We start from the raw sequence: 18,406 nt of genomic DNA on the forward strand, positions 1-18,406 counted from the left end.
TACCTAACCCTTATACTACGTTTGGAGGGATAAAGATGGAAAGCAGAAATGATTTATTAAAAATGATAGAGAATAAACAGGCTATTGGCTTACTAGACTTTAGATTATTCTTTGAAGGATTAAAAGAAGCGTTTGGAATAGAAGAAATCTACCATACAAAAATGAAAATATCAGCAAAGGTAGACCAATTAAAGGATTCTAACTTTACATTAAACGATATTAAATATTCTTTGTTCTTCTGTAATCCAAATGGGGTAAACAATAAGTATTTAGATGTCTTTCATGTAGGTACAGTTAAAACTGGTATTCGTTTTGAGGTAATTGGAAATACAATACGAATCAGTGAAAGGGGTAGAAGCCTATTTAATAATGCTCAACTGTTAAAAGAAGGAGTAGACTCTATGCTACTTGATGTATCTGTAGATGCTTTGAAAGATTTCGTAAAAGGAGCAAGAGTACTTTATAATTCAAAACCAATGAAAGTATTAGACGACCCACTCAAACAGTTTGCAAGACTAAACTTAGATGATGTATACAAGATTCAGCTTATCCTAAAAGGTAGTTACGAAGTTATAGAGTACTTAGGGGTAGTAAAGGATTACGATATCGAAGCAGACCGAGGGAGTGATACGTATTATCTACCGTTAATAATTAAGGAAGACAAATTGTATAACCAATAGGCGTAGAAGAGACGTTTGTATATAAGTAGTGAAATTTTTAATCTATAGAAAGGAGACCTAAGTCATGACATTACGAGTAGGAGACGTTATCGAAGGTAAGTATGAAATATTAAAACAAATAGGTCAAGGCGGTATGGCTACCGTATACCTATCAATAGACTCTAGGTTAAACAAGCAATGGGCAATTAAAGAGATTGTAAAGTCCAATACAAAATTAGGTAAGATTGAGTACAGGTCTATTCTAATGGAAGCAAACTTGATGAAAGAATTAGAACACCAATTCTTACCACGTATTGTTGACATTATAGAAACACCAGAACGTATCTTTATTATCATGGACTACATTGAAGGTCAAACTCTGTTAGAGAAGCTAACAGCAGAGGGTTCAATCAAACAAGATAAAGTAATCAAATATGCAAAGCAATTAGCTACAGTATTAGGTTACTTACATGGTAGACCAAAACCTATCATTTATCGTGATATGAAGCCAGGAAACATTATGATTCAACCAAGTGGTACAATTAAGTTGTTTGACTTTGGTATCAGTCGTGAGTTAGCGAATGAATCAAGTGATAAAACAACCGCTTTAGGAACGAAAGGTTATGCCGCACCTGAGCAATACGGTACAAACCCTACATTTGATGAGCGAAGTGATATTTATGCATTAGGTATGACATTGTATCACCTTGTAACTGGTCATAGTCCTGTTAAGACGCCTGAGGAAATCAAGCCGATTACACAATGGAATCCAAACCTAAGTCAAGGGTTTGAAAAGATTATCTTAAAGATGACTGCCAATAACCCTTCACACCGATATCAAAACACCGCTGAACTTTTATATGATTTAGATAATTATTCTGAATTGGATGAAGGGTATAGAAGCAAACTGAAAAGTCAGTTCCGAACGATTATGACAACTGGTACATTAGCAGTTCTATGTTTACTAGGAAGTGGGGTAGGGTATTACGCAAATGCAATGGAAGTAAAAGACAAGTATGAGCGTACATATCAACAAGCCGAAGTATCTCAAAACCCGCAAGTAACAATAGAAGCAATTGGGTATAAACCAACAAAGGTGGAAGCTTATAACCTATTAATCAACCAATATAAACTAGATGCAAAGTTTACAATGGAAGAGGAAAAGGAACTATTGAAGGTTGTAAATCCGAATTTACTAGATTTACAGAAGCAAGAGGGGTATGGAGACTTAGCATTTGAGATTGGTAAATTGTACTGGTACTACTATACAGACGACAATAACGGCAAAGACGGAGGTCATGAAGATTTCTCTGTAACAAGAGTCACGACTCCTATCAAATGGTTTGATGATGCGGTGAAATACGGTTCTAGAAATAGTAAAACAGCTAGAATCTTCTCTGAGATTGGTAAGTTCCAACGAGACATCGTATTAAACATGCAAGAAGCATCAGACGGTAAGTTATACTCAAAATACTGGGCAAATATCAAAGAAGTATTAAGTATGAACGATAGTAATGACCTTGTAACTTTAGAGGTTGCGAAGTTAGTCTATGATGCAGTTGAGTCTTATTCTGTACAGTTAAAGAACGATGGTATCAAACAGTCTGAAATGAAACAACTTACTGATAAGGTAACAAAGAATATAAATAATGTTAACCCAAGAAACGATAAAACAGCTTCATTGAAAGCGAGTCTAAAGGATAGAACATCTAGCGTAACTTCTCAAATCGAGAATGCTTACAGAGTAGATGCCTAGACTGTAGAAAGGAAGAGGTGATTGTCCAATGTGGTTAACAGTTTCTTATATTTCTGTTGGCTTAGGGGTATTGTTTCTAGTTATTACAATTATCCTTTGTGTAAAGTGGGATATTGTAAACATATATGATACCATTACAGGACGAAAAGCAAAACGTCAGATTAAGAAGTACAAAGAGCGTGATGAAGGGGTAGGACTAGCTACAGACTCACTTACAAGTGGTTTAAGTGCTACAGGACATTTCACTACAGAGTCTTTACTACAACAATCAAACCAAAATGGAGTTAAGGTCTATAATAGTGAATCGCTGATTAAGTCGCCAAGTTCAGAACGACTCGAAAGAATAATAAACGCTAAAGGTCTTACCGCAACAGGTGAGTTCAAACCACAAAACGATGAAATTTTAAGAACTGAGATTCTTATGGAAGACTCCTTAGAAGATGATATTCAACGTACCGAAATCCTTGATTTAGACGAAGAAAATCAGGTCGAACAAGGTGAAATTTTAGATAACTTGTCTTATCAACCATCATCTGTAGGTCTAGTGGAAAACAAAGAGAATGTACAAGAAAATTCTCTAATCGGTAGCGATGTAACACAGATTCTAGTAGAAGACGAAGAAGAAATAGTTTCTCCAGTTGTAGAGACTGTTTCAATTCAATCAGGAGTTAAGGTATCAGCAGATTTAGATAAGACGCAATTATTAGATGAGAGTACACAAATTTTAGATGAAGGTACACAAATCTTAGACGAGGGTACAGCTATTCTTTCTGAGGAAGACTACAATACATCTCAACTAACACAAGAAGTTGTATCGTCAAACCGTATTATCATTAAACAGCGTGGTAGTAGTTATTCAAAACCAAAGCAAGCAAGTTAACAAAATGGGGTAGGTAAAACTACTCCATTATCTTTATTAAATCTTTAATCGGTGTCCTTATACAAACACAAAAATAATCAAATCTTTTGTACTCACTCACATAAAACCGTATAAGGACACCGATTAAGGGTTTAAATTTGTAAACCTATTATCATATAAGGAGGTATAGCTTTGGAGAAGGAAAGTAACAAACCAACCGATAGTAAGAAAAGCAAGAAGAATCCTTCGAAAAAGGTACTCGCAACAAGTGTCGCAGTTGCAACTATTTTAAACCCTCTTGTTCAGCCAGTAACAAACATCTACGCTGAAACAGAGAAAGATAGTAGTGGTACGGTAGAAGAAAACAAACCGAACAATACAAAGCCAGACACAAGTGAGAAGCCGAAAGAAGATGTTAAGCCGAAGGATGACTTGACACCAAAAGAGCCTGAGGTTAAACCAATTCCAAAACCGGATGAAACGGTAAAACCAGACCCTAATGGTGAAGACAAGGGTGAGCAACCTGTACCACCAACAGGTGAGGAAACTGAGAAACCTAAGGAAGAAGTAAGTAAGTTTCCAAAATGGGTAGATGAAGGGTATTCCGATTGGTCAGACGAAGAGAAACAAATCTTAGTTGACAACTTCAATCAAGACTTATCATTTAAATCCGCTTCTATTACAGGTGTATTCGGACAAATCATGTTAAACTATGGTGGATACGAATTCCAACTCAAGAATGAATACGCTTTACAGTTTGCAGAAGGTAAAGACAAGTTAAGAGACTTGGTTCTTCTTATGTCCGTACAGGGGTATGGAGAGCCAATTAAGTATTATACAAACTCTAAGATTCTTGAAAAAGCACCGAGTTTACAATTAAAGGCTGATGTTTCTGACTTCAAATCTTACTACAACGTTACAGTAAACGATGTAAAGTACTTAAACGAGTCAGTAGTTAATAAGTCAGAATTTAAATTTGTTACAAGTTTCGAAGATTTAAAGAGTCGATTAGGGGTAGAGAATTACTATTTTGTATATAACACAATTTCAGGTAAAGTAGACGGTAAAGTTGTACAAGACATGTCTTCTTTCGAACCTACGTATAGTAAAGATGGCGTAACACATGTAAATATGGAGTTACACTTCCTAAATCTAGTTCCAATCGAGTATGGAAAAGATACAAACATCAAAGTATCAGTAGAACCTACGGATGCAAAGATTAAGAGAGATTTGACACCTTTCTATGATACGAGTAAGGTTACTTTAACGGATACACCAATCTCTATCGCATTAAACGATATAGGAGAAAATGGTGCATTAAAATCGTTAAAGATAAATGATAGATTAATATGTTTCCACGAGATTGAAGACTTTAAACTAGATAACCAATGGTTAGAAGGTGGAACGAACAAATCTCTTAAAGTAGAAGGTGAAACGTTAAGCCTTGCAGGGAAAGACAGTACATTCTCTAAGAAAGGTATTGACATCAAGAACAAAACTACCATTGATAAATCGAATTGGATTAAAGACAATCACGTTGAAATGGGTTATCAAAGTAAGAGAGCATTAAGCAACTTACAAATCTATCTAAACGGTGAAGAGTTAGACTCCTTCTTATTCGGTTCAAAATCAGGGGTAAAAGGGATTGACTTCAATTTAAACTTAGAAGACGAGAAAATCAAATCTAAGTTAGTTGCAGGAGACAATACACTAACTGTCATGGATGGTACAAAACAGCATGATATTAGTTTCCGTTTTGATAAAGAAGCACCTTCAAATAATGGTTCGACATTAGATAACTTCAAAGCGAACTATGATGGCGTATCTTACTTTAAACAAAAGCCTACTGTTACATTGAACTTCAAAGATAACACAGGTGTTGATAAAGTAACATACTTAGACCAAGAAGGTAAAGAAGTAGAAGTAAAAGACCCAGTAGGACGTACAATTGAGTTAGATGTAGAAAAAGGTTTACCAAAAGACTTCATTGCATATGATGTAATCGGTAACAAGTCTGAACCATTATCTTTATCTCAATTAACTGGTGTAGAGTTAGAAGCGAAAGCGGTTGTATATGATGACAAACCTACAGTTAAAATTATAAACAACAAAGAAGCTTCAAAAGAGAAAGATTCTAAGCCTACTACAAAAGAAATTGATGGTAAAACGTTCTTATTAGATAAAAACGTAGATGTTACGTTCCAAGTATCTGATAAACATGTTGTATCTAAATATTTCATGTACGAAGGTGAAGGGATATTAAACTCTAAAGAAGAACCTACGAAAAAGGTTGATGACTTTAATGTTAAGAAAGAATTAACAGAGTCTACTGTATTAGACTACAAAGTATCAGCAGAAAACATCGTTGGTAACAAAGAGAAAGACGAAATGAAACTGTATTATGATGTAGATAAGCCACAATTAAGTGGGGTTGTAACATCTGATAGTGTAACAGACATGGTAAGTGGTATGTACTCTTCTAAGCCTGTTACATTAAACATCAAAGCAGAAGATTTAGGAGTTGCACCATCAGGGGTAGACAAAGTCTTAATCTTAGACGATGAAAAGTCGATTATTAAGGAATTACCATATACGGATACGTTAACGTATACCTTAAACAAGTCAGGTCAATACCACTTACAGGTAGTGGATAAAGTTGGTAATAAGTCAGAAGTCATTGCATTGAATACTATCCTAAACGGTGGTATGAAATCAAATAACTTCCAACTTGTACAATCTAATCCAATTATCGAGTCAAACTTTGATAAGCCTGTAACATTCATTGACATAAAAGGTAATATGTGGTTTAAAACGATTCCAACTATCAATACAAAAGTAACAGATGATGCTCCATTCCGTATCTTAAAAATCTCTCAAAACGATAAACTTGTATTTGATAAAGATTATTCACAAGATACACAAGGAACGAAGCAAGAAAACATCAAATCTGATATTAAGAACGAGGATGTACCTTCTAACGGTCAAATCACATATAATACGCATTTAGAAGATGTTTTAGGTGAAACGTTAGATAACAAGAAGGAGTTCTTTGTAGATACAAAAGCACCGAATGTAACAGGTACAGACAAAGATGGTTTCTATAAAGAGAATGCTCTAGGGGTATTCATTGAGAAATCATTAAACCTTAACTTTAAAACAGATGAAGAATTAAGTGGTTTGAATAAGTTAGAAGTATTAGACTCATCGGATGCAGTGATTGATGAGGTAAAAGGTGAAGGTTCTGAGATTTCATACAAGATTAAGAAGAGTGGACTATTTAAATTCCGCTTTACAGATAATGTAGGGAATGCCAGCAAGGTATATACAATGTCAGACTTAGGTTTTGCTTCTGATAAAGTATACCAATCTGAGTCAAAACCAACAATTGATGCAAAGATTGATAAACCACAAGTTGAGATTGATGGTAAGAAGTGGTATGGTGGTCTTCCGAAGGTAGACTTTACATTGAAAGATGATGTAGGGGTATCTAAGTACGAAGTCATTGTAAACGGTAAGGTAATTGATACAGTTGATGTACAAGACTTACAAACAAAGATTGAATACAATCTAGACTTCACAAAAGTAGATAAGCCACAAGATGGTCGCTATAACATCAAGGTTGTATCGAAAAACTTCATTGAAAAAGAAGTAAGCTTTGAAGATACAATTTACGTAGATGATACAAAACCTGAATTTTCTGGTCTAACTATCAATGGAGATTATAAAGTGTTCAGTGAAGCCTTTTATAGTCAAAATAAACTACGTTTAGACTTCAACTTGAAGGACTTTGAGAACTCTAGCGGTATCTCGCATGTATCTATCTTTAATAAAGATAAGTCTTTAATTAAAGACGTAAAAGTAGAAGATGGAAAAGCTTCTTATGTACTAGAAACGTCAGGTCAATACTATGTACAAGTAGTGGATAACTTAGGTAATAAGAGTGATATGAAAGCATTAAACGATATCCTACCATCATTAGGTTCTAATAACTTCATATATGATGTGAACGCACCTCAATTATGGTCTGAGTTACCACAACCTGAGTATGTAGACGGAGATAAACGTTGGTATAGTAAGGTATTTCCGATAACAGTTCAAGCAGACGATAATACCGCAATTGCTGAGTTTAAAGCAATAGTGAATGGTAAAGAAGTTATTTCTAAGAACTATGGAGAGTCTATTACGAAACAAGAATCATTCCAATTAGACGTATCTCAAGCAAATCGAAATCAAGATGGTTCTTATAATGTAGAACTCATTACAATTGATAAGTCTGGTCTTGAAACTCGTAAGAACTTTACATTCTATGTAGATGATGTTGCACCTAGCGTTACAAGTTCCGCTTTATTAGGCGAATACAATATCGAACCTGAGGGTAACTACAGTAAACAACCTTTACAAGTGAACTTAAACTTAACAGATGTTGGTTTCTCTAGTGGGGTATCTAAGGTTCATGTATTTGACGGTAACAAAAACTTAGTTGAATCTATTGGAGTTAATGAAGACCGATTCTCTTACATCCTAAATAATCGTGGAGGATACTTCTTCCAAGTAGAAGATAAACTAGGTAATAAATCACCAATGTATAGTACAACAGATTTATTCCCATTCTTAAAAGCGAATAACTTTGTAGTAGATAATACAAACCCAACTGGTGAAATTAAGACATCAAATCCACAACATAGTAAGAACGGTGAAGATTGGTACAAAGAAAACCAAAATGTAGACTTTGATATCAATGATGAAACAGCTATTAAACAGGTTGTTGTTACGGTTAACGGTCAAGAAGCTATCAACAAATCGTATGATGGGGTAGTTGGAAGTGACAAGTTATCTGTTAACACATCAAACTTTACTCGTGGTACAGACGGTTCTTACGTTATTGTTATGAAAATTCGTGATAAAGCAGGTAATGAGATTACGCAGAACAAAACAATCTATGTAGACGATACAAAACCTGTTATCAAAGGATTTATCTTTACAGATAGCGGTTACAAAGAGGGAGAGTCTATTACAGTAGACGAATCATCTTACGGTTTCTACTTCAAGAATGGGGTAGGCGTACAAGTAAACGTAGAAGATGCAAATGCTTCTAGTGGTCTAAAAGAGTTAACATTCCGATTACACAATGTAAACGGTAATGTATCAGAACAAGTTGTAGCTATCCAAAACGGAGTAGCATATGCAACAATTCCTGAGAACTTCAAAGGTCAAGTAAAATCAGTCGCTTCTGATAACGTAGGTAACAAGAGTGACCAAGCAAAACCAAGTGGTGTAATTACAGAGAACGGTAACTGGCATGTAAATAGCAGTAATCTTACTTTAACATTACCACCAACGCAATATCAAACAGCAGATGGTCAGCCATTATACAATAGTGATGTAAACGTAGCATTTAACTTAGCAGATACTACGTCAGGTTTCCGTAACATTAACTGGGGTATTGACGGTAAAGTTGTTGGTAACACAGACATTTCAAATGGTGGTGGCATGACGGGTTACGGATTTGATGTAACAAACCGTGATTCAAACTTAATCACTGGATTAAAATCTGTTGGGGTAGTAAGCGAAAACCGTAATAATATTAAGGTTAACTTAAACTCTACAGATAGAGTTGGTCATGCTTCTACAAATGAAGTTGCTTTTTCTATAGATAAAGATGCACCTGTCTTATCTCTATCGTATGATTCAGAAGACGGAGATAATGGTTACTTTAACCATAATAGAACAGCAACATTAACAATCAAAGAACGTAACTTTAGAGCATCAGACGTACAATTCAGCGGTAATGTTCCGAAAGGAAATATTAGTTGGAACTCAAATGGTGATGTTCACGTTGCTACAATTCATTTCACAGATGAAATGGAATATGATTGGGGCGTAAGTTACACTGACTTAGCAGGAAACAAAGGAAACGATGTACAAAGTCAGAAGTTCACGATTGATAAATCAGCACCACAATTAAACGTAAGTTATAGTAATAATGACCCGCATAATGGTAATTTCTATAACAATTCTCGTATGGCAACTGTTACAATTAATGATAAAAACTTCGACCCATCAAGAGTTAATTTTGAAGGTCAAGGTACATTAGGTGGTTGGTCATCAAACGGTGATATTCATACGGCAAACATTACGTATGCAGAAGATGGAGAATACCAATTCAAAGTGTCTGCAAGAGATAAAGCAGGAAACCAAGCACAACCATTTGAAAGTGGTCAGTTCATTATTGATACACAAAAACCAGAACTTACAATCTCTGGTGTAAACAATGGTGCTTCTTATAAAGGTAAAGTATTACCTATCATTGAATTTAAGGATAAATACTTAGACAAAGATAAAGTCAGAGTAACCCTTAAAGGTAACAAGAAAGGTAATATCGAACTAGGAGGTAGCTTAGAGGATGGTCGCTTAATCTTAAATGACTTACCAAAAGATGAATCATACGATGATATTTACACATTAGACGCTAAAGTAGAAGATAAAGCAGGTAACGTATCTGAGCAAAACTTGAAATTCGTTGTTAACCGCTTTGGTTCTAATTTCGATTTAGATGATTTAGACTTCAAAGGTAAATATCTACAACGTGTGAAAGAAGATATGATGATTCAAGAAGTAAGTAAAACTGAATTAGATATTGATAAGCTTCAAATCATTGTAAGTCATAATGGTACACCGAAGACTTTAACTAACAATGTTGATTTCAAAGTAGACCATAAAGTAGACGAATACGGTTATCATCATTACAAGTACATCATTAATAAACGTCTATTTGAAAGAGAAGGTTCTTATAGTATCCTAGCAATCTCTCAAGATTTACATGGAGACAAGAATGATACTCGTCAAACAGAATTGAAGTTTATTGTTGATAGAACACCTCCACGAGTTGTTATTATCGGTGCTGATGAAAATCAAACTTATAAAACAGATAAGTTAAAAGTTGAGTTAGATATTAAAGATAATATTAAACTTGATAAGTACCAAGTATTTATTGATAGTAAAGAAACAAAACCTTATATGGAAGGTGACAAAATCTTTGTAGATGTTGTTGGTTCAGATAAACCACAAGATATTGAAGTGGTTGCATATGATAAAGCAGCAAACAAAAGAGTTGCCGAGGTCAAAGGGGTATTAATCACTACAAACTGGTGGTTAAACTTAAAAGGTAATAAATACTTCCAAGGCTCTATGTGGGCTGGACTAGGCGCATTACTAGTCGGTTTCATATTCTTACTAAGACGTTACATTGTAGGTAAGAAGCGTGAACAAGATGAACAAGATGCAAACAGAGCAAGACTTGCTCAAATGCATTCAGAAGAGTTAGCAAACTCGAAACAGCCAACTGGTCAAGCGACTGGACAAGCTGAGAAAGAAGTAGCTTCAACAAAAGACAAAGAATAATTAAATAAAACTTTATCCGTATATAACCAATACAGTGATAAACATTACAACTAAGAGGTGTAAGGTGTGTAACGTAGTTATATGCTTTACACCTTCTTTTTTACATTTTAGATATACGTGTTTTTATTCCCTATACATAAGATAAGAGTAGGAAGACTTGCATCTAAAATAGATAAGTAGTATAATAGAAAGAATTTGGTGTTTTATCTTAGTAAGGGGTAGAAAATAGGAGGTGCGAACATGTTAACAGATGAAAAACTCGTTGAAATATTATATAACAGCAAGAATTTAGGAGTAACTGTACAATATGAATCTATGTCTAGTAGCATTTTATACGCTCATGTGTATTTTCCTGATGGTAAGAGGGAAACTGTAGACGTAGAAATATTTCGCCTGTTATTTAAACTCAAAATGCTAATAGAAGACAAGAAATTTAGAGAATATAATAAAACAGGTTCACGTAGACTGTATCGTTTGTCTAAGGTAACCAACGTACAGTTAGATATCTTAAAAGATAAAGGGGTATTCAAACTAAAGAATTACTATCGTTTTCCTTTTCTATCTGTATCAAAACAAGCTTGTATCCTTTCACATGTTGGTAAGGGTATGGTAGACTTCACATACAATGATATAGAACATATTGTAAAGAAAGGTACACCGTATAGTTTCTTTGTAGACCAATATAGAATCTCAAATGAAGAGTCAAACAGAAGGAATCACTAATCTATATTTGACAAATTCTGAACTCTATGTTATAATATAAGTATAAGTTAAAGAGCAGAGAGGGAGAGATAAGTATGAGATATACAAACACAAAAGAAGGTCAAGAGTTATTAAAATTCTGTTCAATGGTAGCTTCAACTCACGGTCAAGAAGTATATAAGTGTGGTATATGTGACGAGTTATTTGTAGGAGTACCTAACGAAGTAGATGAAAAGAAACCTGTATGCGGAATTTGTATAGAAGAAATTAAAAGAGAAAACAAAGATTCACATGGTATTGAATCCGTAGATGAAGACTTTGATTATTAATACATAAGGAGGGGTAGGTAGTTATGATAGTCGAATTTGAAGTAATGGAACTGAGTGAAGATTATTTTTACAGTCGTATTAAGAAACTACAGAAGATGGCAAACAATCGAGGATTTCATTTTGAACTGACAGAGAAAGAATCTTATCCTAAGAAAATTGAAGTAGACATTGAAGGCTACCTACATAAACTCCAAGTTAAAATGACTCCATATACTTTAGATATTGGTATTCCTGAGGATTCAAACCGATATATTGAAGTAGGTATTATGCGTAAGATTGATACTCATAATACATTAGATGTAAACCATGATTTTGCACAAAAGTATGAGGTATCTAAGTTACCGAAGGAATTATATACAGAACCTATCTTATGTGAGCATTGTGGTAGTGGTAGAGTATGTAAACAAACACATGTACTATATGACTTTGAAGAACAGTTATTCTTTCAAGTTGCAAGTGGGTGTTTGTTTGAGTATAAAATGTATATGAGACCGATAAACATAGAGTATATGTTAGAAGACTTAGAAAGAAACTTAGCAGATAGAAACCGTACAATGACTTCTCGTCATAGAGAGTATTATACATATGAAGAGTTCAAACCAGTAGCTTTATATTGTTTGGCTCATTATATGGGGTTAGAAAAACTAGAATATATTTCAAGAAGTTATGCGTATTATAATAAACTTATACCTACAGAAGACCGTATTGAATCCTTACTTGCAGAAAATAAAGGGGTAGGAGACGAAGTAAAACAGGTATATCCATTATTTTTGCAGTATCTAACGGAATATCAAGGGGATGCAGAGAATAAGAACTACGAAAACATCATAAAAGATAATACACTACCTAGCTTTAAGCGTAGACCACTTATCTATTTAGCATTCCAGTATTTCTATGATAGGGAGAAACGAGAGAAGAAGGAACGAGAAAGAAAATTAATGGATGAAGAGGTTTCAGACTACATAGGAGAAAAAGGAGACAAGTTAGAGTTAGAAGTTACATATGCTAAAACAGTCTCTTATACAAGTGAACGATTTGGGGTAGGATACTTTCATTTCTTTGTTACAGAAGACGGAAATGTATTAAAGTGGGCAACTTCAAAAGACTTTAATGAGAATGTAAACGAGGGAGATATATTCCCTATTAAGTTTAAAATAAAGGGACATGAGACGTATCAAGGTCTTAAACAAACCCAAATATTTTATGTAAAAGTGGATTAAATTGGAATACCCTTGGAAAACTAAGGGTATTTTTATGTGTCTTATAAAACTTTTTTGGAACTTTTTAAACTTTTATAACGTATGAACAGGGATTAGAACAAATAGGTTTAAAAGAAATATAGTCCTAAAATATCAAGAACATAAACCATTTTGCCGAGTTTGTCAAGAATTATTTTGAGACAAAGTTGACTTATGTAAGTCTATTTGCTATAATGTTTACATGATAGATTAATGATAAATAATACATTTTCACCTGAGAATTCAAACTTGATACGGTTTGAATTTACGATGAAAGTTTTATACTCCAAAATAGTTTCTTAAACGTAAAACCTTGTAGCAGGGCTGACACCTAACCCATGTCGGAACAGCTATAAGGTTTTATTCGGCTCTTAAATAGAACACCAGTTCTGTTCCCTTTTCTTGTCAGCCGAAACCCAACTTGTGGCATATTTGATTATTCGAACATACGAAACTTAATCTATCATATAGAGACTGGGTTAATCTCCCTTTTTGTCGAAACTAGAACAACAGTTCTCCTTTGTCAAGTTCTCGAAAATACGGTAAAATAGAAGTAAGGTAAAACATAGTTACTTACTTTTGGTATTACTGTTAGAGACTGGTAGAAAGGAGGACTGACAAAAAGTGGATACAAATAATGGAGTATTCAGAGAGAACTGGAATTCTTTGGAGATTTCTGATACGATTAAATTGGGTTATGTAGAAACTATTCTAGTAGAAAAACTAGGCAATCAGCCATTAAACTATAAATTCATTGTCAACAACAAGAAGCAAATCGTTGACTATTTATCTAGAGTATATATGTCAGAAACTTATTTGGTGGGTATAGGAGATTCAGAACGTATTATTGTTACAAACGAGCCTGATGTAAAATTCAAACTACTTAAAATGTAATTTAATAATGTTTAGTATAAAGAAACCTATAGGTAGAACCTGTAGGTTTTATTTTGGTCTATAGTTGACAAATAGCTAAACTTATGGTATAATAGTAGAAGATAATAAGATAGAAAAGAATATTTGTAACAGGATTATATAGATATGGCACAAATGAGGTATAAAAGAGAAAAAGAACAGAAAAAGTTTTCGACTCTTTCATACATAAATAGACAGGTGCCTACAAAGTTCTATCTTGTTAGAACATTTCGAGAGGAAAGATAAACTTGAAAGTAAACGCAAACTTCATTTTAAACTTAGATGTGAACGCTTTTGAAAATGTCGTGTTAGATGGGCATTTCGTTGAGTTTGCAACTAGGGAGGGTATAGAGTACAAAGTAGGTGATTTTGTACTAATGAAAGAGGTAAACTCAAGCAATGCTTTAACTGGACGTAAGTCTTTAGAAGCAATTAACCGAGTAATTGTAGACCCTCTTACAAAATGTACAACATTGTTCTTTGAGAACTTACCAACAAATACATTAACTGACAGAGTTTCATTAGCTTTCTCTAAGAAATATCTACAAACTGTATTTGATATGAAAGTGTCATTATACAATTTAAGAGAGTTAGCAATTTCACATGTAGACAAACGATTAATCGGTTCAATCACACATAACTTAAAAGAGTATGTTACGGTTGGTGAAAAGAAGAACTATATGATGAGTAAACTCTTAGAGTTACAGCATGAAACAGTTGATACAGTGTTGTATTTGTATGTAGATAATGTATTAGATTTCAACAATTAGGAGGGGTAGACATGACAGACTACGGTATTTCCGTATCATCATCCGTGTTTGAAGGGGTTTTAAATTCACAACTTCTAACATTTGAAGGAAACCCAATAGACCAAGTAGAGGAAGACCACATTATCCTCTTTAAAGAGTCCGACCATGAAGGTAATTTGATTGGTCGAAAGCACTTAGTTGGGGTATCCTCTGTAAACTACGATAAGGAAGAGGGTAATTTAACAATTGGTATCTTCGATATCATGGTTCATGGTAGCGGAACTGAGAAAGTATTAGAGAAAACAAGAAACCCACTATCAGTTGACGAAATGGGGTATATTCTTACTGTAGCGAGAGACTTTACAGAAGAGGATGAATACGATGATTTGGATAGTTTATTAAAAGCGTATCGTACTTTAGACGTAGAGGATTTCGATTTATGGTTAAATGATATCCAAGACCAAACTGAGCAAGCTTTCATTTATATCTTAATGGATAACCTAATGGAACTGATTCATAAGGAAGGGTATACAGGTAACTAGAAAGTAAACAACAAGAAAGGTAGATTCACATGAAAACATTAAACAGAGAAAAATATAGACAAGGTATTGTAGCAAGAACAGAAAGTCCAATGCCACTCATTAGTATTGGACAACTATTGATGGCGATTAAGAGACGTATTTCAGATTATGAAGAATATATGTTACTGGATAAAGTAACAAACATTTACAAAGAAAACATGAGTTCAGGAGCAAAAGTAGTAAGTAAAGAAGAGTATTTAACAGAAGTTAGAGGATACTTAGAAGAGTTGGTATCTAAGACACAAGATAACTTCATTAAAACTATTGTATCAAATATTTTGGCAAATAACTAAATAAAACTAATTAAAGAAAGGTAAGGCGAATAGAAATGAACATGAAAGAGAAAAGGGTAAAACTTCATGATTCACTAGAAAAAGCAATTATCTGTAATCAAAACGAGTTTGAGTTAAAGTCATTAACGTACAAAGTATTAATGGTTGGTATTGATGGAAGAAACATTGAAGCATATAAATCAGTGTTAAAAGGACTAGACGTAAAGTCTCCATTAAGTATCATAAAACAGTTTTCCAATGAGTTAAAAGTTTTAGGGTTAGAACCAATTATTCACACAGGAGATATGTTAGATACATTACGTTATGCATATAAAACTAGCTTCTTACTCTTAAAGAACGAGTTAGAAGAGTTAAGAGGGGTAGTAAATCAGATTAGACTGAATGCAGTTCTTTTCTTATTAAGAGACTTTATGTTAGTTGGGTTTGAAGAGTTATGGGTTAAGAGTACAGGGTTGCAAGACTATAATAAGAGAGTTCAAGACACGTTAAATGGGTTAAAGTGTCGAGTAGATAGTCTATTAAACAAGGGTATGCTAGTAACAGCATAAGAAACAATTTGGGTATAAAACGAATAAGGGGTGGAAAGACAGTGGAGAAAGTGAAAGTACAGTATCAAGGTAAAGCAGAAGTATTATTAAATGCATTATTAGACGGAGCAGGGGAAGATTTAAAACTATCAAATGCACGTATGGTAAAGTTAAGAGAATCAGGAGACTTAGTGGCTTTACGTATGGAGCGTGAAATGAATGATATTTACAAGAAAAAGAAGAGTAAACTAGAGTCTCTTGTAAAGATGGAGAAGAATGTTTCATGTAGTGTTCCTTATGTAGTAACAGTTGGTTGGCAAGATGAAGACGGAGGAATATTCGGTAAAGAATCTTATGTTTCAAATGTAAAAGAGTAGGGGTAGAGTGATGAGACGTAGCAGAACATTTAGTACAGTAAAAGAGTTTCGAAAAGAATATGACAACATGAGAATCGACATCTTAAAACGTCATAATATTACAGACCCTAGTAAAGCACGATTAAAGAATGCTATGCGTTTGTATCAAACGTTTAATAATCAGTGGACGCCAATCACAATGAAGAAAAGTGATATGGAGAACCGTATTAAAATGTATGAAGATATTCCTGATAGACAGGCGTGTTTTATGTTGGAAGCATTAGTATAGAAAATAAGCATTTTAGGGGTATTTCAAACTTTTCATGGTTTTAAATATCCCTTATTTTTCATCTAAACGGAGAAAATTTGATAAGATAACATATAGGTATAAAGTATAAAACTAACTACCAAAAGTAAGTTTTTAACGTAACTTGGGTTGCTCACTACTGTCTACACGAGATACGGAAAACGATACATTTTTATCAAAATTTTAGCAAGAAAAGAGAAAGACTCGTATCTAAACGTGATTTTCTTTTCATGTGTTGAGCGAATAGGGGTAGATGTCTGTATTCGAATAAGACATGAAGTGAAAATAGAAACAAGGGAGGTGTTATTTGTGTCTGAATCAAGTCCAAAACTTGTTATAAACCACACATTACTATGTTTGAAAGCGTACCATAAACAGTTAGGTCATCAAGGTACAGTTTACTATATTTCAGACGTAGTATCAGAAGTAGATACGTATGAAGTAAAGTTTATCATTACGCAAGTTGTTATAAACGGGGTAATTTCTTATGTGTTAAATGAGAACAAGATAAGAGAGTTGTTTGGTGTTCAGCATCAAACGTTACAAGAGTATAGAGAAGGTTCAAACAAATTACCATTTTAGGAGAAGAGGGTATAACTATGATGGATATGCAACGTTATAATGAAATTGTAAGTAGAACTGTTCCAACACAACAAGAAATGGAGATACATAATCAGGTCAGACAAGGATTAGCACAAGACGAACAAAGCAGTCCTTGGTCAAACAATAAATATTACATAGGATTTGATGAAAGAAACACTGATGGTTATAATTTAAAACAAGCGCCACTTTATAAACTGTTAATGGTTGTTTCAGACGCTACAGGTACATTTTACAATAATAGTAGAGGGACTGGTATGAGTCGAGGTTCTGTTATCATTAAAATGTCAGAAGACCTAGTATATTGTGTAGATGCATTCTACTGGGGTGCAACACCATATGGACCTGTAGTAACATCCTTACAAGGTTATTTGCAATATACGTATCAATCTGTAAATTATGGAAGAGTAAAAGAGTTATCTCAAGTAAGACCTTAAAGGTATACAGTTAAGGAGAGGTTATAAGTGTCAAAAGTAAATGCGGAAACAATAAGTGGTATGCCAATCTATTTGGAGCGTAGGTTTACAACTTCAAATAAATCAAGAACAATCCTTATGCCACCTAATAAACAAGTAATACCAAAAGATTTAACAGATAAAGAAGAAACTGAATTTAAGATATTAGAGTTAGCAGACAGAATGATTAAACGTATGAGTATAAACAGTGGTGAGTATAAGTTTTATAGTGAGGTTCACAAGTTGTTAGGTAAAAGCTATTTACAACTATGGAATGAAATACAGCAACAAGGTTTTGGTTCAAATCAAGCTAGAAATTACATTCTAAGTAAGATACATATCTCAAATAAACCTACAAGGTCATATTTAGTAGGTGAAAGAATGAATCAAGTTTTAGTTTACTTAGACCGAACAAAAGATACAAAGCATTTAAACGTGATGGAAAATAAGGAACTAAAACTACGTATCAAAGTTGATAAAATTTTAATGCGTATTTACTTAGAAACGAATAATAAAGAACTGGTAGAGTATTTCGGTGTCTTGGATACGGTATTACGCATTAACTTCATAGAACTGTGGAGTAATGTAGTTGATAACAAATTAAATGTATACGAGACAATTAATTACTTAGTAAAAGTATACGAGAAGGGCTTAGAAGCTAAAATCCAATAGGAGGGGTAGT

General features: G+C 33.8%; 17 protein-coding genes. All 17 read left to right on the forward strand.

Annotated elements, in window-relative coordinates; genetic code table 11:
- Positions 1 to 35 precede the first annotated feature (35 nt).
- The 17 genes from ASE54_RS26195 (at position 36) to ASE54_RS26275 (ending at position 18,396) form a co-directional block, all read left to right on the forward strand.
- Positions 36 to 680, forward strand: coding sequence for a hypothetical protein (locus tag ASE54_RS26195; protein WP_000445891.1), 645 nt, complete (start codon positions 36 to 38; stop codon positions 678 to 680).
- Between the two features lie 64 nt (positions 681 to 744).
- Positions 745 to 2,415: a serine/threonine-protein kinase gene (locus ASE54_RS26200; protein WP_000175465.1), complete on the forward strand. Its 1,671-nt coding sequence runs from the start codon at positions 745 to 747 to the stop codon at positions 2,413 to 2,415.
- A 28-nt stretch (positions 2,416 to 2,443) separates the two neighbouring features.
- A complete protein-coding gene (locus tag ASE54_RS26205; RefSeq protein ID WP_000266753.1) occupies positions 2,444 to 3,295 on the forward strand; it encodes a hypothetical protein in 852 nt (283 codons plus the stop codon).
- Between the two features lie 171 nt (positions 3,296 to 3,466).
- A complete protein-coding gene (locus ASE54_RS26210; protein ID WP_000410278.1) occupies positions 3,467 to 10,675 on the forward strand; it encodes an Ig-like domain repeat protein in 7,209 nt (2,402 codons plus the stop codon).
- Between the two features lie 240 nt (positions 10,676 to 10,915).
- The gene (locus tag ASE54_RS26215; protein ID WP_000954480.1) at positions 10,916 to 11,398 is read left to right on the forward strand and encodes a hypothetical protein; all 483 of its coding nucleotides are present in this window, start codon (positions 10,916 to 10,918) and stop codon (positions 11,396 to 11,398) included.
- A 74-nt stretch (positions 11,399 to 11,472) separates the two neighbouring features.
- Positions 11,473 to 11,706: a hypothetical protein gene (locus ASE54_RS26220; RefSeq protein ID WP_001270892.1), complete on the forward strand. Its 234-nt coding sequence runs from the start codon at positions 11,473 to 11,475 to the stop codon at positions 11,704 to 11,706.
- A 23-nt stretch (positions 11,707 to 11,729) separates the two neighbouring features.
- Positions 11,730 to 12,926 (forward strand): hypothetical protein, encoded by a 1,197-nt coding sequence (locus ASE54_RS26225; RefSeq protein WP_000634598.1) that lies wholly within the window; start codon positions 11,730 to 11,732, stop codon positions 12,924 to 12,926.
- Positions 12,927 to 13,568: 642 nt separating this feature from the next.
- On the forward strand, positions 13,569 to 13,838 hold the full coding sequence (locus tag ASE54_RS26230) for a hypothetical protein (RefSeq protein ID WP_000380547.1): 270 nt from the start codon (positions 13,569 to 13,571) through the stop codon (positions 13,836 to 13,838).
- A 266-nt stretch (positions 13,839 to 14,104) separates the two neighbouring features.
- Complete coding sequence (locus ASE54_RS26235) at positions 14,105 to 14,626, forward strand: hypothetical protein (RefSeq protein WP_000867176.1); 522 nt, start codon at positions 14,105 to 14,107, stop codon at positions 14,624 to 14,626.
- 11 nt (positions 14,627 to 14,637) lie between these two features.
- Positions 14,638 to 15,147 carry a hypothetical protein gene (locus ASE54_RS26240; protein WP_000133170.1) on the forward strand — a complete coding sequence of 170 codons (510 nt, stop codon included), beginning with the start codon at positions 14,638 to 14,640 and terminating at the stop codon, positions 15,145 to 15,147.
- A 29-nt stretch (positions 15,148 to 15,176) separates the two neighbouring features.
- Positions 15,177 to 15,479 (forward strand): hypothetical protein, encoded by a 303-nt coding sequence (locus ASE54_RS26245; protein WP_000854598.1) that lies wholly within the window; start codon positions 15,177 to 15,179, stop codon positions 15,477 to 15,479.
- Positions 15,480 to 15,514: 35 nt separating this feature from the next.
- Complete coding sequence (locus ASE54_RS26250) at positions 15,515 to 16,027, forward strand: hypothetical protein (RefSeq protein WP_001056119.1); 513 nt, start codon at positions 15,515 to 15,517, stop codon at positions 16,025 to 16,027.
- A 41-nt stretch (positions 16,028 to 16,068) separates the two neighbouring features.
- A complete protein-coding gene (locus tag ASE54_RS26255) occupies positions 16,069 to 16,383 on the forward strand; it encodes a hypothetical protein (RefSeq protein ID WP_000416722.1) in 315 nt (104 codons plus the stop codon).
- A gap of 10 nt (positions 16,384 to 16,393) precedes the next feature.
- On the forward strand, positions 16,394 to 16,651 hold the full coding sequence (locus tag ASE54_RS26260; protein WP_001254704.1) for a hypothetical protein: 258 nt from the start codon (positions 16,394 to 16,396) through the stop codon (positions 16,649 to 16,651).
- Positions 16,652 to 16,978: 327 nt separating this feature from the next.
- Positions 16,979 to 17,251: a hypothetical protein gene (locus tag ASE54_RS26265; RefSeq protein ID WP_000004568.1), complete on the forward strand. Its 273-nt coding sequence runs from the start codon at positions 16,979 to 16,981 to the stop codon at positions 17,249 to 17,251.
- A gap of 17 nt (positions 17,252 to 17,268) precedes the next feature.
- The gene (locus ASE54_RS26270; RefSeq protein ID WP_000969001.1) at positions 17,269 to 17,706 is read left to right on the forward strand and encodes a hypothetical protein; all 438 of its coding nucleotides are present in this window, start codon (positions 17,269 to 17,271) and stop codon (positions 17,704 to 17,706) included.
- Positions 17,707 to 17,733: 27 nt separating this feature from the next.
- Positions 17,734 to 18,396: a hypothetical protein gene (locus ASE54_RS26275; protein WP_000049007.1), complete on the forward strand. Its 663-nt coding sequence runs from the start codon at positions 17,734 to 17,736 to the stop codon at positions 18,394 to 18,396.
- The last annotated feature ends 10 nt before the right edge of the window (positions 18,397 to 18,406 follow it).

This window comes from Bacillus sp. Root131 (genome assembly GCF_001429475.1).
GTDB lineage: Bacteria > Bacillota > Bacilli > Bacillales > Bacillaceae_G > Bacillus_A > Bacillus_A thuringiensis_S.